Below are 26,340 nucleotides of genomic sequence, written 5' to 3'. Positions count from 1 at the left end.
GAAATCAGACAGACGTCACCCCGTGAACCGGTGCGCTCACTCCGCGTCAGGACCGTAGACCTCGACCCCGTCCGCAACGCGACGCACATGAATGCAGTCACCCGGACACTCCCGCGCCGAGTCCACCACGTCCCCCAGCAACGGCAACGGCACCGGCGTCACAGCCCCCTTGGCCTGCAACAGCTCGTCCTGCTCGCCCTTGACATACGCCAGCCCGTCGATGTCCAGCTCGAACACCTCCGGCGCGTACTGCGCGCAGATCCCGTCACCGGTACAGAGATCCTGATCGATCCACACCTCCAGGGCCTCGCCACCGACACCGGCCTCCTGCTGCACGCCCATAACTCCTGCCGTTTATCGTCGAGCCGCCAGGGAACCATGCAGGCTCCGACGGGTGTTGAACACTTCGACCCTACCCTCGGCCGCTTTCCAATCATGTTCGGTGGGTATTCCCCTGGCGTGAGGGAGAGCGCAAGGGTGAAGATCGGACACACCCCGACAGTCTTTGTGATCTAGGGGTTTCAATCGACACCCACCCAGGTAGGGTCTGGAAGCGTCCAGCTCCCCTTGGAGGAGGTGAGGACCGTGGCAGCCCACGACGACGACATGAACCGCGGCATCCGCCCGGGACGAGGGTCCGACGACCCGTCCGGGCAGATTGCCTACCTTGAGCAGGAGATCGCCGTCCTGCGGCGCAAGCTCGCCGACTCTCCGCGACACACGAGGATTCTCGAAGAGCGGATCGTCGAGCTGCAGACCAACCTGGCCGGCGTGTCCGCCCAGAACGAGAGACTGGCCAACACACTCCGCGAGGCCCGCGACCAGATCGTGGCCCTCAAGGAAGAAGTCGACCGGCTCGCCCAGCCGCCGGCCGGCTTCGGCGTCTTCCTCACGGCGAACGAGGACGGCACGGCCGACATCTTCACCGGCGGCCGCAAACTCCGCGTGAACGTCAGCCCCGGCGTCGAGCTCGACGAACTCCGACGCGGCCAGGAAGTCATGCTCAACGAAGCGCTCAACGTGGTCGAGGCCATGGAATACGAGCGCGTCGGCGACATCGTCACCCTCAAGGAGATCCTCGAGGACGGCGAACGAGCCCTGGTGCTCGGACACACCGACGAAGAACGAGTGGTCAGGCTCGCCGAGCCCCTGCTGGACGTCACCATCCGGCCCGGCGACGCCCTCCTGCTCGAACCCCGCTCCGGATACGTCTACGAGATCGTCCCCAAGAGCGAGGTCGAGGAACTCGTCCTCGAAGAGGTCCCCGACATCGGCTACGAGCAGATCGGCGGCCTCGGCGGACAGATCGAGATGATCCGCGACGCCGTCGAACTGCCCTACCTCTACCCCGACCTCTTCAAGGAGCACGAGCTCCGCCCGCCCAAGGGCGTCCTCCTCTACGGACCCCCCGGATGCGGCAAGACGCTCATCGCCAAGGCCGTCGCCAACTCGCTGGCCAAAAAGGTCGCCGAAGTCACCGGCCAGGCCACCGGCAAGAGCTTCTTCCTCAACATCAAGGGCCCCGAGCTCCTCAACAAGTACGTCGGCGAGACCGAGCGGCAGATCCGCCTCGTCTTCCAGCGCGCCAGGGAGAAGGCCTCCGAGGGCACTCCCGTCATCGTCTTCTTCGACGAGATGGAATCCCTCTTCCGCACCCGCGGCTCCGGCGTCAGCTCCGACGTCGAGAACACCATCGTCCCGCAGCTCCTCGCCGAGATCGACGGCGTCGAAGGCCTGCAGAACGTGGTCGTCATCGGCGCCTCCAACCGCGAGGACATGATCGACCCCGCCATCCTGCGCCCCGGCCGCCTCGACGTGAAGATCAAGATCGAGCGTCCGGACGCCGAAGCGGCCAAGGACATCTTCCAGAAGTACCTCACCGAACGCCTCCCCCTGCACTCCGAGGACGTCGGCGAACACGGCGGCGACAAGACCACCACCGTCCAGAGCATGATCCAGACGGCAGTGGAACACATGTACGCCGAATCCGAGGAAAACCGCTTCCTGGAAGTCACCTACGCCAATGGCGACAAGGAAGTCCTCTACTTCAAGGACTTCAACTCCGGCGCCATGATCGAGAACATCGTCGGCCGCGCCAAGAAAATGGCCATCAAGGACTTCCTCGACCACAACCAGAAGGGCCTGCGCGTCTCCCACCTCCTCCAGGCGTGCGTGGACGAGTTCAAGGAGAACGAGGACCTGCCCAACACCACCAACCCCGACGACTGGGCCCGCATCTCCGGAAAGAAGGGCGAACGGATCGTCTACATCCGCACCCTCATCACCGGAAAGCAGGGCGCGGACACCGGACGCTCCATCGACACGGTGGCGAACACCGGACAGTACCTGTAAAAACAGGGCGGCTGCGGGTGCCCACCACGGGTACCCGCAGCCGACTGCTTTCCGGGCCACGGCTGGAGCAAGGCAATGACGCAAATGATCTCCCCACCAGCGCAGAGGCGTTCTAGGCTCTTCCGTACCGCCGGGTCGCTAGTTGCGGGGACGGGCACCGCACACGCACCGGAGCACCACCGGTATCTGAGCGGCGCCCACGACCGAGGGTGCCGCCGGGCAAGGAGGGCCGCATGACCGTACGGCGAGTAATGGGCATCGAGACCGAGTACGGCATCTCCGTGCCCGGCCACCCCAACGCCAATGCCATGCTCACCTCGTCCCAGATCGTCAACGCCTACGCGGCGGCGATGCACAGGGCCCGCCGGGCCCGCTGGGACTTCGAGGAGGAGAACCCGCTGCGGGACGCGCGTGGCTTCGACCTCGCCCGCGAGACCGCCGACTCCAGCCAGCTCACCGACGAGGACATCGGCCTCGCCAACGTCATCCTCACCAACGGCGCACGTCTCTACGTCGACCACGCACACCCCGAATACAGCGCCCCCGAGGTCACCAACCCCCGCGACGCCGTCCTCTGGGACAAGGCCGGCGAACGCATCATGGCCGAAGCCGCCGAACGCGCCGCCGCGCTCCCCGGCGCCCAGCCCATCCACCTCTACAAGAACAACACCGACAACAAGGGCGCCTCCTACGGCACGCACGAGAACTACCTGATGAAGCGCGAGACCGCCTTCTCGGACATCGTGCGCCACCTCACGCCCTTCTTCGTCTCCCGCCAGGTCTTCGCCGGCGCGGGCCGCGTGGGCATCGGCCAGGACGGCCACGAACACGGCTTCCAGCTCAGTCAGCGCGCCGACTACTTCGAGGTCGAGGTCGGCCTGGAGACGACGCTGAAACGCCCCATCATCAACACCCGCGACGAGCCGCACGCCGACGCCGAGAAGTACCGCCGCCTCCATGTGATCATCGGCGACGCCAACCTCTCCGAGATCTCGACCTACCTCAAGCTCGGCACCACGGCCCTGGTCCTGTCGATGATCGAGGACGGCTTCATCGCCGTCGACCTCGCCGTCGACCAGCCCGTCCGCACCCTCCACCAGGTCTCCCACGACCCCGGCCTGAAACGGCTGGTCACCCTGCGCAGCGGCCGCACGCTCACCGCCGTGCAGCTCCAGATGGAGTACTACGAGCTGTCGCGCAAATACGTCGAGGAACGCTTCGGCGCGGACGCCGACGACCAGACCAAGGACGTCCTCGCCCGCTGGGAGGACACCCTCACCCGCCTGGAGAACGACCCCATGAGCCTGGCCGGCGAACTGGACTGGGTCGCCAAACGGGAGGTCATGGAGGGCTACCGGCGCCGCGACGACCTCGACTGGGACGCCGCCCGTCTCCACCTCGTCGACCTCCAGTACGCCGACGTCAGGGCCGAGAAGGGCATCTACAACCGCCTCGTGGCCCGCGGGCGCATCAAACGCCTCCTGGACGAGTCCGAGGTCGAGAGGGCCGTGGGCAAGCCCCCTGAGGACACCCGCGCGTACTTCCGCGGCCGCTGCCTGGAGCAGTACGCCGACGACGTCGCCGCGGCCTCCTGGGACTCCGTGATCTTCGATCTGCCGGGCCGGGACTCGCTCCAACGCGTCCCAACCCTGGAACCCCTTCGCGGAACGCGGAATCACGTCAAGGAGCTCCTGGACCGCTGCCGCACCGCGGAAGACCTGGTCAGGGTCCTGTCGGGCGGCTGAACCGTGACCCGGACGGAACCTGCCGGACGGGTGGAACGCCCCCCGTCCGGGAATCATCGAGATGGGCCTCGTACGTTGACGCAACTGCGGGGCCGATGTCGGACCGGGCTTGTAGGGTTCTGATCATCACCGATCGGCAGGAATGCCGACCTGTCGACCATGTCGGGCGAAAGAGCGGGGTGAGGGTTATGGCGACCAAGGACACCGGCGGCGGCCAGCAGAAGGCGACGCACTCCACGGAGGAGGTCGAGGAGCAGACCGCGGAGACGCAGGGCTCCGAGGACCTCAAGGAGCGCCACGAGAAGCTGAGCGACGACGTGGACTCGGTTCTCGACGAGATCGACGATGTACTCGAGGAGAACGCCGAGGACTTCGTGCGCTCATTTGTCCAGAAAGGCGGGGAATAGTCCTAAATGTTCGATTCGGGTGCCGGCAAGCGGTGCCCGGCGTGCAGACGGACTCTCCCCGCCAGCCCATTCGCGGCTGACAGGTGCAAGCTCGACAGGCTCCAGGATCGTCGCCGCGGATGCGGAGCGGAGGCCTACCGGCGTCGACGAGAAGCTCAGGGCTTGGGCTGTGATGAGGCCAAGCCCTGAGGGCACAGCGTGCCGCGCTGTAGCGGGGCGTGAGGGGCACCTGAAGCGTCAGTACGGCATGACCGAAGCCGAGCGTGACGCCATGGTCGCTTCCCGGAAGGCGCTGTGCGTGATCTGCCTGAAAGCCCCGGCCGTCCATGTGGATCACTGCCACGAGACGGGTAGGGTCCGTGGCGTACTGTGCTTCAACTGCAATTCGGCCATCGGCAAGTTGGGAGACGACCCCGACGCTGTTCGTCGGGCAGCCGCCTACCTGGAGGGAACTTCGTGGAAGCCAACACTCGTAGCACCGGGCGTCTACCAGCTGCCTTCCTGACGCCTGGGTCCTCGTCCTTCATGGACTTCCTCTCCGAGCACCAGCCGGAGATGCTGCCCGGCAAGCGGCAGCTGCCCCCGACGCAGGGTGTGATCGAGGCTCCGCACGGGACGACGATCGTGGCCGTCACGTTCCCCGGGGGCGTCGTGCTCGCGGGCGACCGTCGCGCGACGATGGGCAACGTCATCGCGCAGCGGGACATCGAGAAGGTGTTCCCGGCCGACGAGTACTCGGCCGTGGGCATCGCCGGCACGGCGGGCCTGGCCGTGGAGATGGTGAAGCTGTTCCAGCTGGAGCTGGAGCACTTCGAGAAGGTCGAGGGGGCGCAGCTCTCGCTGGAGGGCAAGGCGAACCGGCTGTCGACCATGATCCGGTCGAATCTGGGCATGGCGATGCAGGGTCTGGCGGTGGTGCCGTTGTTCGCCGGTTTCGACGTGGACCGGGACCGGGGCCGGATCTTCTCGTACGACGTGACGGGCGGCCGGTCGGAGGAGCATCACTTCGCGGCGACGGGTTCGGGCTCGGTGTTCGCGCGGGGGGCGATGAAGAAGCTCTACCGTGCCGATCTGTCCGAGGAGCAGGCCACGACGCTGGTGGTGCAGGCTCTGTACGACGCGGCGGACGACGATTCGGCGACCGGTGGTCCCGATGTCGCGCGTCGGATCTATCCGATCGTCACCGTGATCACCGAGGACGGTTTCCGTCGGTTGACCGACGAGGAGTCGTCGGAGATCGCCCGTTCCATTCTCGAGCGTCGTCTGGAGCAGCCGGACGGCCCGCGTGCCGCTCTGCTGTAGTCGGCGGGCTCGTTCTTGTCCCAGGTGATCCAGTGACTTCGACAGAAAGGGACGGTTAACCGGTGTCGACGCCGTTCTATGTCTCACCCCAGCAGGCGATGGCGGACCGCGCGGAGTACGCGCGCAAGGGCATCGCGCGTGGCCGCAGCCTGGTCGTGCTGCAGTATGCCGACGGCATCGTGTTCGTCGGTGAGAACCCGTCCCGTGCGCTGCACAAGTTCAGCGAGATCTATGACCGGATCGGTTTCGCGGCCGCCGGCAAGTACAACGAGTACGAGAATCTGCGGATCGGCGGTGTGCGGTACGCCGATCTGCGGGGTTACACCTATGACCGTGACGACGTGACGGCGCGTGGTCTGGCGAACGTGTATGCGCAGACGCTGGGCACGATCTTCTCTTCGGCGGGTGAGAAGCCGTACGAGGTGGAACTGGTCGTGGCGGAGGTCGGTGAGACTCCGGACGGTGATCAGATCTATCGGTTGCCGCATGACGGGTCGATCGTGGACGAGCACGGTTCGGTCGCGGTGGGCGGCAATGCGGAGCAGATCAGCAGTTATCTGGATCAGCGTCATCAGGACGGGATGAGTCTGGCGGACGCGTTGAAGCTGGCGGTGCAGGCGCTGTCGCGGGACACCAACGGTACGCAGCGGGAGATTCCGGCGGAGCGGTTGGAGGTCGCGGTGCTGGACCGGACGCGGCCGCAGCAGCGGAAGTTCAAGCGGATCGTGGGGCGTCAGCTGGGCCGGTTGCTGGAGACGGACGGTGCGTCGACGGAGGCGGAGAGCTCCGAGGAGGAGTAGCCCGTCAGGTGTGTGTGGGATCCCTGTGTGCCCCGGTCGGGTCGTCGGCCGGGGCACAGGGCGTTCAGGGGGCGCTGGGCGGGGCTGTGGAGGCTCGTACGACGAGGTGGACGGGGATGTCCGCGGCGTCGGGTGTGCGGCCTTCCAGGACGTCGAGGAGGGCTTGCATGCCGCGTTCGCCGAAGAGTTCGGCGTCGAGTCGGACGGTGGTGAGCTCGGGGTCGAGGGCGGTGGCGAGGGCGAGGTCGTCGAGGCCGGTGACGGAGATGTCGTCGGGGATGCGCAGGCCGAGGCGGCGCAGGGCCTTGTAGGCGCCGGCGGCGAGTTTGTCGTCGTCGCAGACGACGGCTGTGGGGCGGGGGCCGGGGGCGGTGAGGGCGGTTTCGGCGGCGGCGCGGGCTTCGTCGATGGAGATGGGGGCGGGTGCGGTGCGCAGGGTGGTGCCGGGGGTGGCGGCGATGCGGGTGGTGAGGGCGTGGGCGCGGACGTCGAAGGTCCAGGAGGGGACGTCGGCCGCGAGGTGCAGGAAGTGGCGGTGGCCGAGGCCGAGGAGGTGGTCGGCGAGCTGGCGGGCGCCGTCGGCGATGTCGAGGTTGACGGTGGCGGCGCCGAGGCTTCCGGCGGGGTCGCTGTCGAGCATGACGAGGGGGAGCTGGTCGCCGCGGATGGCGGTGAGGGCGTCGGCGGCCATGGAGGAGGCGAGGACGCCGTCGAGGGCGGCCTGTGCGGAGGCGAAGGGGTCGCGGGCGGGGCCGACGCCTTCGGGGGAGGGGTAGAGGACGACGCCGAAGCCGTGTGCGGCGGCTACGCGTGCGGCTCCGGTGTAGACGCCGGCGAAGAATTCGGTGGTGAGGGCGGGGACGACGAGGAGGACGGTGCGGGTGCGGCCGAGGCGGAGGTTGCGGGCGGCGAGGTTGGGGCGGTAGCCGAGTTCGCGGGCTGCTTCGCGTACGCGTTGGGCGGTGGTCTCGGAGACGCGGCCGCGCCATTTGTCGCCGAGGACGAGGGAGACGGCGGCTTGGGAGACGCCTGCGGCCAGGGCGACGTCGCGGCTCGTGGGGCGGGTGCTACCTCGTGCCACGGTGGGCCTGCTCCTTCGTCTGGACGGGCGAACAGCGCACATGGTACGTATGACAAGAGGCGTTATACGTAAAACTTCGGGGTGGCTCACTGCCTCGGGCGAGCCGACGGAGGCAGGACATTGGCCGCGGGATACCTGGAGATCCTCAGGGCGAGGCACGCGGCCCGGTTGCTGGCCGGCACGCTGGTGGGCCGGCTGCCCAACGCCACGGCCGCGATCGCGATCGTCCTGTTCGTGCGGGCCGAGGGCGGCACGTACAGCCTGGCGGGGGCGCTGGCCGCGGTGTACGGCGTGGCGAACGCCGTGGGGCAGCCGTCGCTGGGGCGGCTGGTCGACGTCTACGGGCAGCCTCGGGTCCAGCTGCCGGCGGCGCTCGCCTCGGCGCTTTCGATGGCGGTGTTCGCGTTCGCGGGCACCGGTCCGCTGCCGGTCGCCTATGGGGCGGTGGCCGCGGCGGGGTTCTTCACGCCGCCGCTGGAGGGCGGGCTGCGCGCCCTGTGGCCGGCGGTGCTGCGGCGCGAGGACCAGGTGCACACGGCCTACGCGATGGACGCGGTGGCGCAGGAGGTGATGTTCACCGTCGGGCCGCTGCTGGTGACGGTGTGCGTGTCGGTGTGGTCGGCGCAGGCCGCGCTGCTGGTGCTGAACGCCCTGGGGGTGCTGGGCGCGCTGTGGGTGGTCGTGTCGCCGCCCTCGCGCGCGTGGCGGTCGGCTCCGCGTGAGGCGCACTGGCTGGGGGCGCTGCGGTCGCCGGGTCTGCTGGCACTGCTGGGGGCGTTCCTGTTCGTGGGTGTGGCGCTGGGTTCGATCACGGTGGCGTCGGTGTCGTATGCGGACGATCACGGCGGGGACGCGGTGTACGGCTGGTTGATGGCGGCGCTGGGGCTGGGCGCGCTGGCGGGCGGGGTGGCGTACGGGGCGCGGCGGTGGGCCGGGGCGCCGGAGCGGCGACTGGTCGGGCTGGTGGCCGCTCTGGCGGTGTGTTACCTGCCGTTGACGCTGATGCCGGGCGCGGTGGCCATGGTGGCGCTGACGGCGCTGGCGGGCGTGTTCCTGGCTCCTGCCCTCGCGTGTGCGTTCGTCATCGTGGACCGGCACGCGCCGCGGGGAACGGTGACGGAGGCGTTCTCCTGGCTGGTGACGACCTTCACGGTGGGGGCGTCGGTGGGGACGGGTGTGGCGGGGCCGGTCGTGGAGGCCGGTGGCGCGTTGTGGGGGTTCGCGGTGCCGGGCGCCGCGGGGGCCGTGTCCTTGGTGGTTTTGCTGGCCACAAGGCGGGTAATGGCAGTTCCCGCGGGAACCGGGGTGGTTGCGGCTTCATCGGAAAATGATCCAAACCGTGCTGCCGAACCCCGTTTCAGTTCAGGGGATCGGGCGTAATGTTCACTCATGGACCGCCGCATTTTCGGGCTGGAGAACGAGTACGGCGTCACATGTACGTTCAGGGGACAGCGTCGGCTGTCTCCCGACGAGGTGGCGCGGTACCTCTTCCGCCGTGTCGTGTCATGGGGCCGAAGCAGCAATGTCTTTCTGCGGAACGGCGCCCGCCTCTATCTCGACGTGGGTTCGCATCCGGAATACGCGACACCGGAATGTGACAACGTGACCGAACTGGTCACCCACGACAAGGCCGGCGAGCGCATTCTCGAGGGACTCCTGGTGGACGCGGAGCGACGCCTGCACGAGGAAGGAATCGCGGGCGACGTCTACCTCTTCAAGAACAACACGGACTCGGCGGGCAACTCTTATGGTTGTCACGAGAACTATCTGGTGGCGCGGCACGGGGAGTTCTCCCGGCTGGCGGACATCCTGATCCCGTTCCTGGTGACCCGGCAGCTGCTGTGCGGGGCGGGCAAGGTGCTGCAGACGCCCCGTGGGGCGGTCTACTGCGTCAGCCAGCGGGCCGAGCACATCTGGGAGGGCGTCTCCTCGGCGACGACCCGTTCGCGGCCCATCATCAACACGCGTGACGAGCCGCACGCGGACGCCGAGCGGTACCGCCGTCTGCATGTCATCGTGGGCGACTCGAACATGTCCGAGACGACGATGCTGCTGAAGGTCGGCGCGACGGATCTGGTGCTGCGCATGATCGAGGCGGGCACGGTGATGCGGGATCTGACGCTGGAGAACCCGATCCGGGCGATCCGCGAGGTCAGCCACGACATCACGGGCCGTCGCAAGGTGCGGTTGGCCAGCGGGCGTGAGGCCTCCGCGCTGGAGGTGCAGCGGGAGTACTACGAGAAGGCCGTGGACTTCGTCGAGCGCCGCGGGATCCGCACCGGCACCGTCGACCAGGTCCTGGAGCTGTGGGGCCGCACGCTGGACGCGATCGAGGCGGAGGACCTCGACCGGATCGGCACCGAGATCGACTGGGTGATGAAGTACCAGCTCATCGAGCGGTACCGGGCCAAGCACAACATGACGATGTCGCATCCGCGGGTGGCGCAGATAGACCTCGCCTACCACGACATCCATCGTCGTCGTGGTCTGTACTACCTGCTGGAGCGCAAGGGCCAAGCGGCGCGGATCTGCAACGACTTGAAGATCTTCGAGGGCAAGTCGGTGCCTCCGCAGACGACTCGGGCGCGGTTGCGCGGTGACTTCATCCGGCGTGCGCAGGAGCAGCGCCGGGACTTCACGGTGGACTGGGTGCACCTCAAGCTCAACGACCAGGCGCAGCGCACCGTGCTGTGCAAGGACCCGTTCCGTTCGGTGGACGACCGGGTGGAGAAGCTGATCGCCGGCATGTGAGCACGTGTTCCGCTCGGGCTCGGCGCGGGTGCGGAACGCAACACGGGCACCGTACGTTTCCCGTACGGTGCCCGTGTTGCGTCGTAGAGTTGCGCACGCCATCCGAAGATCGACCGATTACGAGGCTTCATCGTGCGCCGACGCTCCCTCATCCTTGCCGCCGTACCCGCGGGACTGGTCACGCTGTCCGCGTGCGGTGCCGACAAGTCCGACTCGAGCAAGGCGAGCGACAAGGCGTCGCCCTCGGCTTCGGCCGCGGCTCCGTCGGCGGCGCCTCCGCCGAAGATCGTCGACGGTCCGCTGCCGGCCATCACGGCGGGGGCGAAGTTCGGTGAGAAGCCGACGGTCGCCAAGGGTCCGGGCAAGCCGTCGGATCAGCTGGCGGTCAGGACGGTGATCGCCGGCGGCGGGAAGACGGTCGCGGAGAACGACTACATCCAGGCCGACTATCTGGCCCAGGTGTGGGACACGGCGAGGGTCCTCACCAACACCTACGACCACAAGGTGCCGCTGCTGACCCAGCTCGCGCAGGGCAGCACCCTGGAGGGCTGGCGTTACGCGCTGACGGGGAAGAAGGTGGGCAGCCGGGTGGAGTTCGCGGTGCCGCCGACCTGGGCCTTCGGTAAGAAGGGCAATGCGCAGGTGGGGGTGAAGGGCACGGACACGCTGGTGTTCGTGTTCGACATCAAGGACTCGTTCAACGCGAACAGTTCCGCCAAGGGCAAGAACGTGCCGCAGGACGGGGCCGGTGTGCCGAAGGTGGGCACGAACACCGACGGCAAAGCGCCCTCGATCGACATTCCCAAGACGAAGCCGCCGACGAAGCTGGTGTCGAACTACGTGATCGAGGGGGACGGCCCGGTGCTCGCGGCGGCCGACACCGTGCTGGTGCAGTACAAGGGCGTCATCTGGAACACGGGCAAGGAGTTCGACTCGACGTACGGCCACCACACGCTGACGTCGTTCTCGCTCCAGCAGGTGGTCAAGGGCTGGGCGCAGGGACTGACCGGCAAGAAGGTGGGCAGCCGGGTCGTCATCGTCGTCCCGCCGTCGCTGGGTTACGGCGACAGCCCGCCGAGCGGCAGCGGCATCGAGAAGGACTCCACGATGGTGTTCTCGGTGGACATCCTCGCGAAGATGTGAGGCCGCCAGAAGTGTAAGACTGTCCGTGTTGTTGCCTTTCCGTGAGACATGCAGGAGCCAGTGACGTGAGCATTGACAAGCCCGAGATCGACTTTCCCGGCGGCGAGCCCCCGGCGAACCTCGAGATCAAGGACATCTGGGAGGGCGACGGCGAGGTTGCGCAGGCCGGTCAGACCGTCTCCGTCCACTACGTGGGTGTCGCGTTCAGCACCGGTGAGGAGTTCGACGCCAGCTGGAACCGCGGGACGCCGTTCCGCTTCCCGCTCGGCGGCGGCCGGGTCATCAAGGGCTGGGACCAGGGCGTGCAGGGCATGAAGGTCGGCGGGCGCCGCCAGCTGACCATCCCGGCCCACCTCGCCTACGGCGACCAGAGCCCGACGCCGGCGATCAAGCCCGGTGAGACGCTGATCTTCGTGGTGGACCTGCTCGGCGTCTGATCGTCCCACCGCCGGTCGGCGTTGGTCGCGGTGCGACCGGTGCCGATCATCTGGGGCCCATGCCTGCCCGGGCGTGGGCCCTCGGCTTTTGTCCGGGGCACGCGGGGCGGTACGGTCTCGATCGTAAGCACCATAGGGGAGGCGAAGGGCGTCGATGGCCATTGCCAAGGCCGAGCGGCTGATGAACCTGGCGCTGTGTCTGCTCGGCACGCGTCGGCCGCTCAGCAAGCGTGAGCTGCGCGACTCCATCGAGGCATACGTCGAGGCCTTCGGGCCGGGCAGGGGTGCGGCTCTCCGGTCGGGCGGCGGGGCCGCGACGTCGGACGACTCCTTCAACCGGATGTTCGAGCGCGACAAGGACGATCTGCGCGAGCTCGGCCTGGTCATCGAGACCGTGGAGAGCCTGGACGGCGAGATCGGCTACCTCGCGCGCCGTGACAGCAACCGGCTGCCGCCCATCACTCTCGACGCCGAGGAGGCCGCGGCTCTCGGGCTGGCGGCCAAGGTGTGGCAGCAGGCCCGGCTGGCGGGAGCGGCCAGCGGCGCGCTGCAGAAGCTGCGGGCGGCGGGCCTTCCCGAGGACGTGGACCCTTACGAGGCCCATGGCGCGCTGGAGCCCCGGATCCCCGTGCACGAGGCGGCCTTCGAGCCGTTGATGCTGGCCTGCCGGGACCGTCGGCCCGTGGTGTTCGACTACCGCAAGGCCACCGCCGCGCACCCGGAGCCGCGGCATGTGGAGCCGTGGGCGCTGGAGTGCTGGCGCGGCCACTGGTACCTGGCCGGTTTCGACCGTGACCGGGGCGCCGAGCGGGTGTTCCGGCTGTCGCGGATCACCGGCCGGGTGCGCTCGCGCGGGTCGGCGTTCACCGTGCCGGTTCCCGACGTCGTCACGGTGCGTGAGACGGTCGCGAGCTGGGCGGGGGAGACCGCCGACCGCAGCGCGCTGATCCGGCTGCGGACGGGCTCGGGGTACCCCTTGCGGGCGAAGGCCACCGCGGTGCGGGAACTCGGGGACGGCTGGGACGAGTTGGAGATTCCGTACGGGCACGGGCTGGACGCCTGGCTGGTGGAGTTCGGGCCGGACGTGGTGGTCCTGGGACCGGCCGAGCTGCGGGCGGACGTCGTGGACCGGCTGCGGGCCGTGGCCAAGGGCTGAGGGGGAGCGAGCAACACAGTGGCAGGCAAACCGGTCAGGCCGGCGAACGCGATCGACCAGACCCGGCGGATGCTCTCCCTGGTGACGTATCTCAGGGAGCGGCCCGGCGCGCGCATCGAGGACGTGGCGCGCGCCTTCGGCATCACCGAGGACGAGCTGGTCTCGGACCTCGACGTGCTGCCCATGTGCGGGACCAGCTTCCGCGGCGGCGACCTTCTCGACATCGACACCGACGGCGAGCGGATCTGGTGGCACAATCCGGCGGCGCTGGGCGCGGACGCCGCCGAGCCGCTGCGTCTTGCCGCCGACGAGGCGACCGCGCTGCTGGTGGCGGCCCGTGCCGTGGCGACGCTGCCGGGGCTGCGGGAGGGCGACCGGCAGGCGCTGCTGCGGGCCACGGCGAAGGTGGAGGCGGCGGCCGGCGAGGCGGCGGGGGCGAGCGCGCGCCTGTCGGTGACGTTCGAGTCGGAGGGCGGGGTCTTCGCGGACGTCGACCGGGCGATCTCGGAGCGGCGCAGGCTGTGGATCCGCTACTACTCGCCCGCTCGTGACGAGCTGAGCGAGCGAGAGATCGACCCCATCCGGCTGGTCAGCGTCGGGCACACCTATGTGGAGGCCTGGTGCCGCCGCTCCGAGGCGCGCCGCACGTTCCGGCTGGACCGGGTCGCCGAGATCAAGATCCTCGACGAGCCCTCGGCGCCGCCCGAGATCGAGTTGCGGGACCTGTCGGAGGGGCTGGTGCAGCCGGCCGCGGAGGATCCGGAGGTCGTGGTCGAGGTGGGGCCGGGCGGCCGCTGGGTCGCCGAGTACTACCCGCACGACAGTGCGGATGAACTGCCCGAGGGCGGGCTGCGTATTGCTCTGCGTACGCCCGAGCCGGCCTCGCTGAGGCGGCTGGCCCTGCGGCTCGGCCGCGACGGCCGGATCGTCTCGCCGCCGGAGCTCGCCGACAGCGCCCGCCGGGCCGCCCGCGAGGCGCTGGCCGCGTACGACGGGATCGAGGCGGCCGGGGCGGCCGGAGCGCCGCTCGCGGCGCACGGCGAGGGCAGGTCGGACGGACGGGAGCAGGGGGAGCAGTGAGCGAGTCGACGGCGTCCGGCGTGCGGGACATCTCGGTGGCGTCCGCGTTCGCGGGGATGCGCAGCGTGGCCCCGGTGCGGTTCAGAGCCGGGTGCCCGGACTGCCGGGGCGCCTTCGAGCTCGCCGCGAGCGCGCTGCGGCTGGCCATCGGCGCCTCCAGCCGCACCACCTTCTACTCGTTCACCTGCCCGGACTGCGGGGCGGCGGTGCGCAAGCCGGCCGGCGAGCGGATCGTGGAGCTGCTGACCGGCGGCGGGGTCAGGACCCTGCGGCTGCATGCCCCGTAGGGGGTCTAGGCTCGCTCCATGTTCTGGGCGATGTTCGCGGTTGCGTTGGGTTTTGCAGGTCTCGCCGTCCTCGCGGTGTTCGCCGTGCGGGTCTTCGTCGAGGCGCAGCGGCTGGGGCGGCAGGTCGCCGAGTCCGCGCGCAGGGTCGACCGGGCCGCCCAGGACCTGGAGCGGGCGGCGGCGAGCGCGGCGCGCGCCGTGGACACGCTGTGACGGCCGCGTGCCTGGTCCCGCCGGGTGCGGAGCCGTTCGTGTGAGTCCTGAGACCGATGCGTTGTGGGCCGCTTCGGCCTCCCGCGCCGGTGGTGGGGGCAGGTACGCTGCTGGTCGCGGCTCGGAGAACGAGGCCCGGACCGCATACCGGGAGTACGCACGGGGATTGCCTCACGTTTACCCCTGAGCGTTACGATCGCTGTCAACACGATCGTTCGGACACGCGTCCGACCGGTCGGACGGCAACCCGCCCCCGCAGCCTCGGTGAGAAGGTAAAGACTTATGTTCGGAAGGCTCGGCGCCCCCGAGATCATTCTCATCCTCGTCGTCGTCATCCTGCTGTTCGGCGCGAAGAAGCTTCCCGACATGGCGCGCTCGCTGGGCAAGTCCGCTCGCATCCTGAAGAGCGAGGCCAAGGCGATGAAGGAGGACGGCGGCAGCACGACCACGCCGGCCGGCCCGCCCCCCGCCGACGAGCAGACCCCGGCGACGCGCACCATCCAGGCCGCTCCCGGCGACGTGACCAGCTCCCGTCCGGTCACCGAGCCGACGGACACGACCAAGCGCTGACGCAGGGCCGGTGACCTCCGGCCCGCCGCACGAGATGGGAACGTGGGTTGCTGAAGTCTGCCCGCAAAGAGGAGAAGGACCCCGAGGGGCGGATGCCCCTCGCGGATCACCTTCGTGAGCTTCGCAACCGGCTCGCGAAGGCGATGCTGGCCATCGTCGTCGTCACGATCGTGGCCGCCTTCTTCTACAAGAACATCATCGAGTTCTTCACGAACCCGATTCTCAACGCGGTGGGGTGCGACTCGACCTTCTCCGAGCTGGCGACCCAGCGGAGCGGCACCTGCGCCCGTATCGTGCTGAACGGTCTGCTCACCCCCTTCACGCTCGCCCTCAAGGTCTCCCTGATGGCCGGCGTGATCTTCGCGTCGCCGGTCTGGCTCTACCAGCTGTGGGCGTTCGTCGCGCCCGGTCTGCACCGGCACGAGCGCAAGTACGCCTACGCGTTCGTCGGCACGGGCGTTCCGCTGTTCCTCGGCGGGGCGTTCTTCGCGTACAAGACGCTCCCGACCATGGCCAAGGTGCTCCTGCAGTTCTCGCCGGCCGACCTCGACAACCAGCTGCCGCTGGACGATCTCCTCGATCTGATCGTCCGCATGGTGCTGGTCTTCGGCCTCTCGTTCGAGCTGCCGCTGCTGCTGGTGATGCTCAATCTGACCGGGGTGCTGACCGGCAAGCGCATGCTCGGCTGGTGGCGCGGGATGATCATCGGCATCACGGTGTTCGCCGCGGTCGCCACGCCCAGCACCGACCCGCTGACCATGCTGGCGCTCGCCGGTCCGATCTGGGTCCTGTACTTCTGCGCGACCGCCTTCTCCGTGCTGAACGACCGCCGCAAGCACCGCCGCGACGCCCTCGGCCCGGCCGACGACGAGGCGTCCGAGCTGGATCTCACCCCGGAGGACATCGGCGGGGTCGAGACGGTGGCCGCCTCGCGCTCGCTGCCGGAGCAGTCGAGCACGGACCGGGTCAACGGGTACGACGACGTGACCTGACAGACGCCGCCGGACTCCCGGGTCGCCCTCGCGACCCGCGAGATCACCCTCTTTCGTCCATCCCGCTGCGGGCCGCGGCCGGGGCGCCCGCACGGCGCCCCGGCCGCTTCCGCGTCGCGGGCGGCCGGCGACCGCCGGGGCGCGGGCGGGGGAGCGGCGCGGGGACGGGGAGCGGCGCGGGACACCGCCGCTCAGCGTGCGTCGCGTGACCGGGTCGGGGCGTGTCGCGGGCGCCTGGGCCGGGGCGTGTCGCCCGGCCCGCGCGCCGGAGCCCGGCGGCCCTGCGTGAGCTGGGCGTACCCGGGTTCGGAAGCACCTGATCCGGATAATGATCGTCCTGTTGTCAGTGCGGCCCGGTACGCTCGAAAGCACGATGACAGAGGATCTCTCACCGGCCGAGCGGTACACGGCAGCACGTAAGCGCGCTGTCGAGCAGGCCACCGCGCTCGCGTCCTTCCGCGAGATGTACGACTTCGGTCTCGACCCCTTCCAGATCGAGGCCTGTCAGGCGCTGGAGGCGGGCAAGGGCGTCCTGGTGGCCGCCCCCACCGGCTCGGGCAAGACGATCGTGGGCGAGTTCGCCGTCCACCTCGCCCTGCAACAGGGCAAGAAGTGCTTCTACACGACCCCCATCAAGGCGCTGTCGAACCAGAAGTACTCCGACCTGTGCCGCCGCTACGGCAGCGACAAGGTGGGTCTGCTCACCGGCGACAACAGCGTCAACTCCGAAGCGCCGGTGGTCGTGATGACCACCGAGGTGCTGCGGAACATGCTCTACGCCGGTTCGCAGACGCTCCTCGGCCTCGGATACGTGGTGATGGACGAGGTGCACTACCTCTCCGACCGCTTCCGGGGCGCCGTGTGGGAAGAGGTGATCATCCATCTTCCCGAGTCGGTCACCCTGGTCTCGCTGTCCGCGACCGTGTCCAACGCCGAGGAGTTCGGCGACTGGCTGGACACCGTGCGCGGCGACACCGAGGTGATCGTCTCCGAACACCGGCCCGTGCCGCTGTTCCAGCACGTGCTCGCCGGGCGGCGGATGTACGACCTGTTCGAGGAGGGCGAGGGCCATCGAAGGGCCGTCAACCCCGACCTCATGCGCCTGGCCCGCATGGAGGCCTCCAGGCCGTCGTACCAGGACCGCAGGCGGGGCCGCAGCATGCGCGAGGCCGACCGCGAGCGCGAGCGCAGGCAGCGCTCGCGGGTGTGGACGCCGGGCCGGCCCGAGGTCATCGAGCGGCTCGACGCCGAAGGGCTGCTGCCCGCCATCACGTTCATCTTCAGCCGCGCCGCCTGCGAGGCCGCCGTCCAGCAGTGCCTGTACGCCGGACTGCGGCTGAACGACGAGGAGGCGCGGGCCGAGGTCCGCGCCCTCGTCGAGGAGCGCACCGCCGCCATCCCGCACGAGGACCTGCACGTCCTCGGCTACTACGAGTGGCTGGAGGGCCTGGAGCGGGGTATCGCCGCCCACCACGCGGGCATGCTGCCGACGTTCAAGGAGGTCGTCGAGGAGCTGTTCGTGCGCGGCCTGGTCAAGGCCGTCTTCGCGACCGAGACCCTCGCCCTCGGCATCAACATGCCCGCCCGGTCGGTGGTGCTGGAGAAGCTCGTCAAGTGGAACGGCGAACAGCACGCCGACATCACCCCCGGCGAGTACACCCAGCTCACCGGGCGCGCGGGCCGGCGCGGCATCGACGTCGAGGGACACGCCGTCGTGCTGTGGCAGCGCGCGATGGCCCCCGAGCACCTCGCCGGCCTCGCGGGCACGCGCACGTACCCGCTGCGCTCCAGCTTCAAGCCGTCCTACAACATGGCGGTCAACCTCGTCGAACAGTTCGGGCGGCACCGCTCGCGCGAACTGCTGGAGACGTCGTTCGCGCAGTTCCAGGCCGACCGGTCGGTGGTCGGGATCTCCCGGCAGGTCCAGCGCAACGAGGAGGGCCTGGACGGCTACAAGGCCTCCATGACCTGCCACCTCGGCGACTTCGAGGAGTACGCGCGGCTGCGCCGCGACCTCAAGGACCGCGAGACCGAACTGGCCAAGCAGGGCGCGGTCCAGCGGCGCGCGGAGGCCGCCGTGGCGCTGGAGAGGCTCAAGCCCGGGGACGTCATCCACGTGCCCGCCGGCAAGTACGCGGGGCTGGCGCTGGTGCTGGACCCGGGCCTGCCCGCCGGGCGGGCCAACGGGCACCGCGGCTTCGACCACCAGGACGGGCCGCGCCCGCTGGTCCTGACCGCCGAGCGGCAGGTCAAGCGGCTGGCGTCGATCGACTTCCCCGTGCCGGTCGAGGCGCTGGAGCGGATGCGGATCCCCAAGACGTTCAACGCGCGCTCGCCGCAGTCCCGCCGCGACCTCGCCTCCGCGCTGCGCACCAAGGCCGGGCACATCCCGCCGGAGCGGGCCCGCAAGCAGCGCTCCCAGGCCGCGGACGACCGGGAGATCGCCCGGCTGCGCACCGAGATCCGGGCGCACCCGTGCCACGGCTGCTCCGACCGCGAGGACCACGCCCGCTGGGCCGAGCGCTACCACCGGCTGTTGCGCGACACCTCGCAGCTGGAGCGGCGCATCGAGGGCCGCACCAACACCATCGCCCGTACCTTCGACCGGATCGTGGCGCTGCTGACCGAGTTGGACTACCTGCGCGGCAACGAGGTCACCGAGCACGGCAAGCGGCTCGCCCGCCTCTACGGCGAACTCGACCTGCTCGCCAGCGAATGTCTGCGCGCGGGTGTCTGGGAGGGGCTCAGCCCCGCTGAACTCGCCGCCTGCGTCTCGGCGTTGGTGTACGAGGCGCGGATGAGCGACGACGCGATGGCGCCGAAGCTGCCCTCGGGCAAGGCGAAGGCCGCGCTCGGCGAGATGGTGCGCATCTGGGGCCGGCTGGACGCGCTGGAGGAGGACTTCCGGATCAGCCAGACCGAGGGCGTCGGACAGCGCGAACCTGACCTGGGCTTCGCCTGGTCGGCGTACATGTGGGCCTCGGGGAAGGGGCTGGACGAGGTGCTGCGCGAGGCGGAGATGCCCGCCGGAGACTTCGTGCGCTGGTGCAAGCAGGTCATCGACGTACTCGGGCAGATCGCGGCGGCGGCTCCCGCCGAGAGCACGACGGTGGCGAAGAACGCCCGTAAGGCGGTCGACGCGTTGCTGCGGGGCGTCGTGGCCTACTCGTCGGTGGGCTGAGAGTGGACGGCGGGTGCGGGGAGCGGGTGGCCGGCCACCCGCTCCCCGCACCCTTCCTACCCGCCGGGAGCCGAACGAGAGGTTCTAGGTGCGCTGCCCCTGGCGCTCGTTCAGGTAGCTGCGCCAGCCGCCGTAGGCGGTGATGTCCTCGGCGTCCGCGAGGGCGCAGGGCTCGCAGAGGAAGCCGGGGACGCGGGTGCCGTCGGCGAGTTCCACCGGGCCCAGGGCCATCGGGCGGGGCAGCGCGGCCAGCAGGGATCCGAGGCCTTCGGCCGGGAGACGCCATACCTCCGTCTCGATCGCCGCTCCGGAGCCGTCCTCGGCGCCGACGTGCACCAGGCCCGGCTTCGGCGGGCTCGTGCGCAGGGCGTGCAGCCGGTAGACCGGGGCGGTGACCGTCGTCCGGTCCAGGCGGGCGCCCAGGGCCAGGAGCTGGCCGTTCAGCGGCTGGCCCGACAGGTGCGCGCCCACCACCGCCACCCGTGTCCCGGGCCGCAGCAGCGCGGCGATCCGGGCCAGCCGCTCGTCCGTGTGAGCCGGCCCGATCAGCATCACGCCGAACGGGAGGCCGTTCACCTCGCCGGCCGGGACCGCCACCGCCGCCAGGTCGAAGAGGTTGGTGGAGTTGGTGAAGCGGCCCAGGCGGGCGTTGGCGCCCAGCGGGTCGGCGGCGACCTCCGCGAGGGTGGGGTGGCCGGGGGCGGTGGGCAGCAGCAGCGCGTCGGCGTCGGCCAGTTCGGCGAAAGCGCGGGTGCGCAGGGCGGCCAGTCGGTCCTGGTCCGCGAAGAGGCGGTGGGCGGGGACGTCGCGGGCCCGGGTGATGATGCCGGCGACCGTCGGGTCCAGGCCCGCACCGCCTTCCGCGAGCAACTTGTCGACAAAGCTCCCCACGGCGGTGTAGCGCTCGGCGACGAACGCGCCCTCGTACAGCATCGCGGCGGCCTCGGTGAAGGGGCTGAGGTCGAGGGTGCGGAGCTCGGCCCCGGCCGCCGCGAGCTGCCGTGCCGCCGCCTCGTAGGCCTGCGCCCAGCCGGCGTCCAGTTCGCCGAGCTGGTCGAGCGGCGGGACCGCGACGCGCCAGGGGCCGGCGGGCCGCCCGGGCGGGGGCGGGACGGCGCCGGTCGCCATGTGGGCGAGGGCCTGTTCGGCCTCCGGCAGGGTGCGGGCGAAGACGGTCACGCAGTCGAGCGAGGCGCAGGCGGGGACGACGCCCTCGGTCGGGACGAGACCGCGGGTCGGCTTCAGGCCGACGACGCCGTTGAAGGCGGCCGGGACCCGGCCCGAGCCCGCCGTGTCCGTGCCGAGCGCGAGGTCGACGAGGCCGAGGGCCACCGCCACGGCCGAGCCGGAGCTGGAGCCGCCGCTGATCCGCTCCGGGTCGAAGGCGCCCCGGACCGCGCCGTGCGGGGAGCGGGTGCCCACCAGGCCCGTCGCGAACTGGTCGAGGTTCGTCGTGCCCAGCAGCAGTGCCCCGGCCGCGCGCAGAGCGGCCACCGCCGGGGCGTCCTGGGCCGGCCGGTAGGCGTACGCGGGACAGCCCGCCGTGGTGGGCAGGCCGGCCACGTCGATGTTGCCCTTGGCGGCGAGCAGCCGGCCGGCGAGCGGAAGACGGTCTCCGGAGGCGACGCGCCGGTCGATCGCCTCCGCCTCCGCCTCGACCTCGTCCCGGGGCCGCAGGTCGATCCAGATCTCGGGGCGGTCCGTGGCCTCGATGCGGGCGTACGCGGCGCGGACGCGGCTGAGCGTGCTGGACATCTGCGGTTCCTCTCTCAGACGCCGGCCGGCGCGAGGACGAGCAGTGCCGTCCCCGCCTCGACCTGGTCGCCGGGTCGGGCCAGGACCTGTGCCACGACGCCGTCGACCGGCGCGTGCACCCTGGACTCCATCTTCATCGCCTCCAGGGCGAGCAGCGGCTGGCCCGCCGTCACCTCGTCGCCCGGCGACACGTTCAACTGCCATACGCAGGCGGCGAACTCGGCCTCCACGAGCCGTCCGCCGGCCGGGACCGTCACCTCGGCCGGTGCGACGGCCGGGGCGGTGGCGGCCTGCGCGCGGGCGAACTCGCCCGCGGCCTCCCAGGCGTCCCGCTCGGCCGCGAAGGCGGCCCGCTGGCGGGCTCCGAACTCCGCTATGGAGTCGGCGTGTTCGGCGAGGAAGGCCTGGTGTCCGGCGAGGGAGAAGGTGCCCTCCTCGATGCGCGGGACGAACCGTCCGGAGACGATGTCGGCCCGCAGGCCGAGCAGTTCGTCCGCGTCGACCGGATGCCAGCGGATCCGGTCGAAGAACCGCAGCAGCCAGGGGGAGCCCGCCTCGAACGCGCCGCGCTGCTGCCACGGCGACCACACCTGGGTCGTCCGGCCGACGAACTGGTAGCCGCCGGGGCCCTCCATGCCGTAGACGCACAGGTACGCCCCGCCGATGCCGACCGAGTTCTCGGCCGTCCAGGTGCGCGCCGGGTTGTACTTCGTGGTCACGAGCCGGTGGCGGGGGTCGAGGGGGGTGGCGACCGGGGCGCCCAGGTAGACGTCGCCGAGGCCCAGGACCAGGTACTCCGCGGCGAACACGGTGTCGTAGACGTCCGCCGTCGACTCCAGGCCGTTGACACGGCGGATGAACTCGATGTTCCAGGGGCACCAGGGGGCGTCGTCGCGGACGCCCGCCATGTAGCGGGCGATCGCCTCGCGGGTGGCCGGGTCGTCCCAGGACAGCGGCAGGTGCACCGTGCGGGAGGGGACGACCAGCTCGTCCGTGGGGGGCAGCGCCGCCGCCGTCTCGCGGACGATCGCGAGGAGCTCGCGCAGGGGCAGCCGGCCCGGGTCCGTGCGGATCTGCAGCGAGCGGATGCCCGGGGTGAGGTCGGTGACGCCCGTCGGATCCGCCGCGGCCACCGCCTCCATCAGGGCGTGGACGCGCATCCGCAGGGCGAGGTCCAGGTGGGGCGGACCGAACTCGACGAGGAGGTTGTCGTCGCCGCTGCGGCGGAAGACGACGTCGCCGTCCGTCGCGAGGATCCCGCCGTCGACGATCTCCGGGCGCGGACGGCCGTCCACGTCCACCGGCCGGAAGCGGACGGTGTCGCCGGGGCGCAGCTGGCCGAGCTTCCAGCGTTCGGAGGTGAGCACCGTGGCCGGGCACACGAAGCCGCCGAGCGAGGGGCCGTCCGGGCCGAGAAGCACCGGCATGTCGCCGGTGTAGTCGACGGCCCCGACGGAGTACGGGGTGTCGTGGATGTTGGAGGGGTGCAGGCCCGCCTCACCGCCGTCGGTGCGCGCCCACCGCGGCCTCGGGCCGATGAGGCGCACCCCGGTGCGGGCGGAGTTGAAGTGCACCTTCCAGTCGGCGGCGTAGAAGTCGCGGATGTCCTCCTCGGTGAAGAACTCCGGTGCCGCGTGCGGGCCTTCGACGGCGCCGATGTGCCAGACGGGACCGAAGGCGGGGCGGTCCGTCGCGGGAGCGCCCTCGGCGACGGTCCCGCCGTGCAGGACGTCGCCCGTGCGCAGCGCGCGGCCGCCGTGTCCGCCGAACCGGCCCAGCGTGAACGTGCTCGCGCTGCCCAGGAAGGCGGGGACGTCGAGACCGCCCGCGAACAGGACGTAGGTGCGCAGACCGTGCTCGACGGGCGCGCCGACCTCCAGCAGGGATCCCGCGGGGACCGTCACCGGTTCCCACTGCGCGACCGCGGCGCCGTCCACGGTGACCGTCGCGGGCGCGCCCGTCACGCACACCGTCGTGGCGTGCGTGAACCGCAGCGACGGGCCCTGGAGGGTGCACTCCAGGCCCGGCGCGCCCTCGGGGTTGCCGAGCGCCCGGTTGCCGAGCCGGAACGAGCGGTCGTCCATCGGGCCGGACGGCGGGACGCCGACCTGCCAGTGACCGGTGCGGCCGGGCCAGTCCTGCACGGTGGTGAGGGTGCCGCCGGCCGCCACCTCGATGCGCGGGGTCGGGTCGTGCACCTCGGCGAGGGTCGCCGTGGAGTGGGACGCCGCCACGAAGCGGGGGTCCACGAGCGCCGCGCGCACCAGGCCCAGGTTGGTCTCGACGCCGTCGACGCGGGTGCGGGCCAGCGCCTCGTCGAGCCGTCGCAGCGCGAGGGCGCGGTCCGCTCCGTAGGCGATCACCTTGGCGAGCATCGGGTCGTAGGACGTCGTCACCTCGCAGCCCGTCTCCACCCAGCCGTCGACGCGCACTCCGCCCGGGAACTCGACCCGGGTGAGCAGGCCGGCGCTGGGACGGTGGCCGCGGCTGGGGTCCTCGGCGTACAGGCGGGCCTCGACGGCGTGGCCGCGCGGCGGACCCGGCTCGCGGACGACGTCCCGCTCGCCGCGCGCCAGACGCAGCATCCAGGCGACGAGGTCGACGCCGTAGATCTCCTCGGTGACCGGATGCTCCACCTGCAGGCGGGTGTTGACCTCCAGGAAGTAGGCCTCCTCGCGGGCCGCGTCGTAGACGAACTCGACGGTGCCCGCCGAGCGGTAGCCCACGGAGGCGCACAGCTCCCGCGCGGACGCGGCGAGTTGCGCGCGCACCCGGTCGGGCAGCCCCGGCGCGGGGGCCTCCTCCACGACCTTCTGGTTGCGGCGCTGCAGCGAGCAGTCGCGGTCGCCGAAGGTGACGACCTTCCCCTCGCCGTCGCCGAAGACCTGGACCTCGACGTGGCGTGCGTCCTCGACGAGGCGTTCCAGGAAGACGCCGGCCGAGGAGAAGGAGGCGGCGGCGACGCGCTGGACGCGTTCCCAGGCGTCGGCGAGCTCGCCGGGGGAGCGGCAGGCCGACATGCCGATCCCGCCGCCTCCGCCGGTCGCCTTGAGCATGACGGGATAGCCGATGGCCTCGGCTTCCTTCTCGGCCGCGGCCAGGGAGGCCAGCAGTCCGGTGCCCGGCGCCAGCGGCACCCCGGCGGCCTGCGCCGCCGCGCGGGCCGTGTGCTTGGCGCCGAACAGCTCCAGCTGGTCCGGTGTCGGGCCGACGAACACGATGCCGGCGTCGGCGCAGCGGCGGGCGAAGGCCGCGTCCTCCGAGAGGAACCCGTAGCCGGGGTGGATCGCGCCCGCGCCGGTCTCCTCGGCCGCCTTCAGCACCAGGCCGGCGTCGAGGTAGGACTCCTTCGCGGGGGCCGGGCCGAGCCGTACCGCCTCGTCGGCGAGCCGGACGTGGGGCGCCGACCGGTCGGGGTCGGAGTACACCGCGACGGTGCGCAGGCCCAGTTCGCGGGCGGTGCGGATGATGCGGACGGCTATCTCGCCGCGGTTGGCGACGAGCAGCTTGTCGAAGGTCATGCCGGGTCCTCGTCGCCGTCGGGGGCGCTGATCGTCATCTCCACCGCGGTCGGCTCGAAGCCGTTGCAGGGGTTGTTGATCTGGGGGCAGTTGGACACCAGGACGAGGACGTCCCGTTCGGCGCGCAGGGTGAGCGAGAGGCCGGGGGCGGAGAGGCCGTCGACGATGCCGAGGGCGCCGTCCTTCTCGACCGGCACGTTCATGTACCAGTTGACGTTGGAGACGAGGTCGCGCTTGCCCAGGCCGTGTCTCGCGCCCTCGGCCAGGAAGTTGTCCACGCACGCGTGCTGCGCGAAGGTGTGGTGGCCGTAGCGCAGGGTGTTGGACTCCTTGGAGCAGGCGCCGCCGACGGTGTCGTGGCGGCCGACGGCGTCGGCGGTCACCGTCATCAGCGGGGTGTGCTCGTTGGACATCAGCACGCTGCCCGTGGTGAGGAAGACGCCGCCCTGCGCGTGGATCGTGTCGGGCGCGCTGTAGCGCACGGCCGTGTCGTGGGCGTCGTACACGAGGAAGTCGACGGCCTGGTTGCCGTGCAGGTCGGTGATGGTGAGCGTGTGGCCGGCGAGGACGACGGACGACCAGGCCGCCCGTGCCGGGACGACGGTCTTCGTGCTCATGCGCGCCCCCTGGCGGCGAGGAATTCGGCGGTGTTGAGGAAGGCGCGGCGGCCCTCCGGGGTCGCGTCCCACAGCGGGTCGCCCGGCCGGGTCGGCTCGGCCCGCCAGGCCAGCACCTCCAGCGGGGTGCTGACGTACTCGGGGCGGGGATCGGCCGGGTGCGGCACGTTGGCGATCAGGACCGTGACGTCCTGCTCGGCGCGCAGCGTGACGCTGCCGCCGGGCCCGGCCGAGCCGGTGAAGTCGAGGGAGCCGTCCTCACTGATCCGCACGCCCTGGAAGAAGGAGAGCGAGGGCGGCAGGTCGCGGGGCTCCAGGCCGTTCTTGGCGGCGGCCAGCTTGAACAGCTCACGGCCGGCGGGGGAGGGGCCCTGGGGGGCGCCGTCGCCGTAGCGCTCGGTGTTGCGGACGAGGGTGGAGGTGCCGCACAGGGCGTCGTGCCGGCCGGCGGTGTCGGTGACGACCGAGGCGAGGACGCGGCCCTGGTCGGACAGGAGCAGCACCCCCTCGCCGAGGTAGGCGTTCCACTGGACCTTGACGGTGTCGGCCACGTTCAGCCGCTCCCAGGGGCGGCCCTCGACGTAGAGGAGCAGATGGGCGCAGGCGTCGCCGTGCGGGTCGGTCAGGCGCAGCTCGGTGCCGCGGGCGAGGACCCGGTGGGTGTAGTTGCCGCCCGCGACCGTCTCGGCCCACACCAGATGACCGGCCTCGCAGGGCGGGTTCGGCCAGTCCCGGGCCGGGACGACCGGCATCGCCTCGGCCCGGGCGCCCTCCTGCGCCCGGGCGTGGGCGCGGGCTCCGTACGTGGTCGCTGTCGCCGCCATTCGCGGACCTCCGCAGCTCGGTTCCGTCACTGTCGCGGTATTTCTGTCGCGCGACAGAAATTAGGGCGGCGCCGGGTCGTCTCCGTTGCCCTCGGGTTGCGGGGCGGTTACCGAGTCCTCACCGGC

23 protein-coding genes are annotated in these 26,340 nt (G+C 70.9%); 17 read left to right on the top strand and 6 right to left on the bottom strand.

Translation table 11 applies throughout. From position 1 onward, the window contains the following. Nucleotides 1-36: 36 nt before the first annotated feature. A complete protein-coding gene (locus Sri02f_RS15605) occupies nucleotides 37-342 on the bottom strand; it encodes a ferredoxin (RefSeq protein ID WP_109001849.1) in 306 nt (101 codons plus the stop codon). Between the two features lie 243 nt (nucleotides 343-585). On the opposite strand from Sri02f_RS15605, the gene arc reads away from it, so the two are divergent. The 6 genes from arc (at nucleotide 586) to prcA (ending at nucleotide 6,606) form a co-directional block, all read left to right on the top strand. Continuing rightward, nucleotides 586-2,352: a proteasome ATPase gene (gene arc / locus Sri02f_RS15595; protein WP_109001848.1), complete on the top strand. Its 1,767-nt coding sequence runs from the start codon at nucleotides 586-588 to the stop codon at nucleotides 2,350-2,352. Between the two features lie 233 nt (nucleotides 2,353-2,585). Beyond that, complete coding sequence (dop, locus tag Sri02f_RS15590; protein ID WP_373865102.1) at nucleotides 2,586-4,097, top strand: depupylase/deamidase Dop; 1,512 nt, start codon at nucleotides 2,586-2,588, stop codon at nucleotides 4,095-4,097. A gap of 188 nt (nucleotides 4,098-4,285) precedes the next feature. Beyond that, nucleotides 4,286-4,504 carry a ubiquitin-like protein Pup gene (locus Sri02f_RS15585; protein ID WP_109001844.1) on the top strand — a complete coding sequence of 73 codons (219 nt, stop codon included), beginning with the start codon at nucleotides 4,286-4,288 and terminating at the stop codon, nucleotides 4,502-4,504. Continuing rightward, the gene (locus Sri02f_RS15580; protein ID WP_373865101.1) at nucleotides 4,443-5,009 is read left to right on the top strand and encodes an endonuclease VII domain-containing protein; all 567 of its coding nucleotides are present in this window, start codon (nucleotides 4,443-4,445) and stop codon (nucleotides 5,007-5,009) included. The genes Sri02f_RS15585 and Sri02f_RS15580 overlap by 62 nt, the downstream gene beginning before the upstream one ends. Further along, nucleotides 4,961-5,806 (top strand): proteasome subunit beta, encoded by an 846-nt coding sequence (gene prcB / locus Sri02f_RS15575; protein WP_069771818.1) that lies wholly within the window; start codon nucleotides 4,961-4,963, stop codon nucleotides 5,804-5,806. Before Sri02f_RS15580 ends, prcB begins: the two co-directional genes overlap by 49 nt. Nucleotides 5,807-5,868: 62 nt before the next feature. Continuing rightward, nucleotides 5,869-6,606, top strand: a complete 738-nt coding sequence (gene prcA / locus Sri02f_RS15570) for a proteasome subunit alpha (RefSeq protein WP_109001842.1) — start codon at nucleotides 5,869-5,871, stop codon at nucleotides 6,604-6,606. Between the two features lie 64 nt (nucleotides 6,607-6,670). Here the strand turns inward: prcA and Sri02f_RS15565 are convergent, their stop codons facing one another. Then, nucleotides 6,671-7,687, bottom strand: coding sequence for a LacI family DNA-binding transcriptional regulator (locus Sri02f_RS15565; protein WP_109001841.1), 1,017 nt, complete (start codon nucleotides 7,685-7,687; stop codon nucleotides 6,671-6,673). A 120-nt stretch (nucleotides 7,688-7,807) separates the two neighbouring features. Here Sri02f_RS15565 and Sri02f_RS15560 point away from each other — a divergent pair, with 120 nt between their 5' ends. The 11 genes from Sri02f_RS15560 (at nucleotide 7,808) to Sri02f_RS15510 (ending at nucleotide 19,497) form a co-directional block, all read left to right on the top strand. Further along, nucleotides 7,808-9,067 carry an MFS transporter gene (locus tag Sri02f_RS15560; RefSeq protein ID WP_109001839.1) on the top strand — a complete coding sequence of 420 codons (1,260 nt, stop codon included), beginning with the start codon at nucleotides 7,808-7,810 and terminating at the stop codon, nucleotides 9,065-9,067. 9 nt (nucleotides 9,068-9,076) lie between these two features. Then, nucleotides 9,077-10,438 (top strand): Pup--protein ligase, encoded by a 1,362-nt coding sequence (gene pafA, locus Sri02f_RS15555; protein ID WP_069771814.1) that lies wholly within the window; start codon nucleotides 9,077-9,079, stop codon nucleotides 10,436-10,438. 132 nt (nucleotides 10,439-10,570) lie between these two features. Further along, the gene (locus tag Sri02f_RS15550) at nucleotides 10,571-11,581 is read left to right on the top strand and encodes an FKBP-type peptidyl-prolyl cis-trans isomerase (RefSeq protein ID WP_109001837.1); all 1,011 of its coding nucleotides are present in this window, start codon (nucleotides 10,571-10,573) and stop codon (nucleotides 11,579-11,581) included. Nucleotides 11,582-11,646: 65 nt separating this feature from the next. Further along, nucleotides 11,647-12,018 (top strand): FKBP-type peptidyl-prolyl cis-trans isomerase, encoded by a 372-nt coding sequence (locus Sri02f_RS15545; RefSeq protein ID WP_109001835.1) that lies wholly within the window; start codon nucleotides 11,647-11,649, stop codon nucleotides 12,016-12,018. Between the two features lie 154 nt (nucleotides 12,019-12,172). Then, on the top strand, nucleotides 12,173-13,174 hold the full coding sequence (locus tag Sri02f_RS15540) for a helix-turn-helix transcriptional regulator (protein ID WP_109001833.1): 1,002 nt from the start codon (nucleotides 12,173-12,175) through the stop codon (nucleotides 13,172-13,174). An 18-nt stretch (nucleotides 13,175-13,192) separates the two neighbouring features. Continuing rightward, entirely contained in the window at nucleotides 13,193-14,254 is a 1,062-nt protein-coding gene (locus Sri02f_RS15535; RefSeq protein WP_109001832.1) for a helix-turn-helix transcriptional regulator, read from the top strand. Next, complete coding sequence (locus Sri02f_RS15530) at nucleotides 14,251-14,541, top strand: hypothetical protein (protein ID WP_109001830.1); 291 nt, start codon at nucleotides 14,251-14,253, stop codon at nucleotides 14,539-14,541. The genes Sri02f_RS15535 and Sri02f_RS15530 overlap by 4 nt, the downstream gene beginning before the upstream one ends. Before the next feature lie 18 nt (nucleotides 14,542-14,559). After that, entirely contained in the window at nucleotides 14,560-14,754 is a 195-nt protein-coding gene (locus Sri02f_RS15525) for a hypothetical protein (RefSeq protein ID WP_109001828.1), read from the top strand. 282 nt (nucleotides 14,755-15,036) lie between these two features. Continuing rightward, nucleotides 15,037-15,324: a Sec-independent protein translocase subunit TatA gene (tatA, locus tag Sri02f_RS15520; protein ID WP_109001826.1), complete on the top strand. Its 288-nt coding sequence runs from the start codon at nucleotides 15,037-15,039 to the stop codon at nucleotides 15,322-15,324. 47 nt (nucleotides 15,325-15,371) lie between these two features. Next, nucleotides 15,372-16,316 carry a twin-arginine translocase subunit TatC gene (gene tatC, locus Sri02f_RS15515; RefSeq protein WP_109001824.1) on the top strand — a complete coding sequence of 315 codons (945 nt, stop codon included), beginning with the start codon at nucleotides 15,372-15,374 and terminating at the stop codon, nucleotides 16,314-16,316. A 328-nt stretch (nucleotides 16,317-16,644) separates the two neighbouring features. Continuing rightward, on the top strand, nucleotides 16,645-19,497 hold the full coding sequence (locus Sri02f_RS15510) for a DEAD/DEAH box helicase (protein ID WP_109001821.1): 2,853 nt from the start codon (nucleotides 16,645-16,647) through the stop codon (nucleotides 19,495-19,497). Between the two features lie 84 nt (nucleotides 19,498-19,581). Here Sri02f_RS15510 and atzF read toward each other — a convergent pair whose 3' ends face one another. Genes atzF through Sri02f_RS15490 form a run of 4 tightly spaced genes read right to left on the bottom strand, consistent with a single transcriptional unit; the run spans nucleotide 19,582 to nucleotide 26,214 of the window. Then, complete coding sequence (gene atzF, locus Sri02f_RS15505; protein ID WP_109001820.1) at nucleotides 19,582-21,252, bottom strand: allophanate hydrolase; 1,671 nt, start codon at nucleotides 21,250-21,252, stop codon at nucleotides 19,582-19,584. A 14-nt stretch (nucleotides 21,253-21,266) separates the two neighbouring features. Further along, nucleotides 21,267-24,773, bottom strand: a complete 3,507-nt coding sequence (locus Sri02f_RS15500; RefSeq protein WP_109001818.1) for a 5-oxoprolinase/urea amidolyase family protein — start codon at nucleotides 24,771-24,773, stop codon at nucleotides 21,267-21,269. Beyond that, nucleotides 24,770-25,390, bottom strand: coding sequence for an urea amidolyase associated protein UAAP2 (locus Sri02f_RS15495; RefSeq protein ID WP_109001816.1), 621 nt, complete (start codon nucleotides 25,388-25,390; stop codon nucleotides 24,770-24,772). The genes Sri02f_RS15500 and Sri02f_RS15495 overlap by 4 nt, the downstream gene beginning before the upstream one ends. Then, the gene (locus Sri02f_RS15490) at nucleotides 25,387-26,214 is read right to left on the bottom strand and encodes an urea amidolyase associated protein UAAP1 (RefSeq protein ID WP_109001815.1); all 828 of its coding nucleotides are present in this window, start codon (nucleotides 26,212-26,214) and stop codon (nucleotides 25,387-25,389) included. Before Sri02f_RS15490 ends, Sri02f_RS15495 begins: the two co-directional genes overlap by 4 nt. Between the last annotated feature and the right edge of the window lie 126 nt (nucleotides 26,215-26,340).

It is taken from the genome of Streptomyces rishiriensis (assembly GCF_003112535.1).
Lineage (GTDB): Bacteria > Actinomycetota > Actinomycetes > Streptomycetales > Streptomycetaceae > Streptomyces > Streptomyces rishiriensis.
This window is presented reverse-complemented; position numbering and strand designations above follow the sequence as displayed.

Excerpts from the sequence above, each read along its gene's own strand:
- Sri02f_RS15605 (WP_109001849.1), bottom strand. The coding sequence starts at position 342 with ATGGGCGTGCAGCAGGAGGCCGGTGTCGGTGGCGAGGCCCTGGAGGTG.
- dop (WP_373865102.1), top strand. The coding sequence starts at position 2,586 with ATGACCGTACGGCGAGTAATGGGCATCGAGACCGAGTACGGCATCTCC.
- Sri02f_RS15585 (WP_109001844.1), top strand. The coding sequence starts at position 4,286 with ATGGCGACCAAGGACACCGGCGGCGGCCAGCAGAAGGCGACGCACTCC.
- Sri02f_RS15580 (WP_373865101.1), top strand. The coding sequence starts at position 4,443 with ATGTACTCGAGGAGAACGCCGAGGACTTCGTGCGCTCATTTGTCCAGA.
- pafA (WP_069771814.1), top strand. The coding sequence starts at position 9,077 with ATGGACCGCCGCATTTTCGGGCTGGAGAACGAGTACGGCGTCACATGT.
- Sri02f_RS15540 (WP_109001833.1), top strand. The coding sequence starts at position 12,173 with ATGGCCATTGCCAAGGCCGAGCGGCTGATGAACCTGGCGCTGTGTCTG.
- Sri02f_RS15525 (WP_109001828.1), top strand. The coding sequence starts at position 14,560 with ATGTTCTGGGCGATGTTCGCGGTTGCGTTGGGTTTTGCAGGTCTCGCC.
- tatA (WP_109001826.1), top strand. The coding sequence starts at position 15,037 with ATGTTCGGAAGGCTCGGCGCCCCCGAGATCATTCTCATCCTCGTCGTC.
- Sri02f_RS15510 (WP_109001821.1), top strand. The coding sequence starts at position 16,645 with ATGATCGTCCTGTTGTCAGTGCGGCCCGGTACGCTCGAAAGCACGATG.
- atzF (WP_109001820.1), bottom strand. The coding sequence starts at position 21,252 with ATGTCCAGCACGCTCAGCCGCGTCCGCGCCGCGTACGCCCGCATCGAG.
- Sri02f_RS15500 (WP_109001818.1), bottom strand. The coding sequence starts at position 24,773 with ATGACCTTCGACAAGCTGCTCGTCGCCAACCGCGGCGAGATAGCCGTC.
- Sri02f_RS15495 (WP_109001816.1), bottom strand. The coding sequence starts at position 25,390 with ATGAGCACGAAGACCGTCGTCCCGGCACGGGCGGCCTGGTCGTCCGTC.
- Sri02f_RS15490 (WP_109001815.1), bottom strand. The coding sequence starts at position 26,214 with ATGGCGGCGACAGCGACCACGTACGGAGCCCGCGCCCACGCCCGGGCG.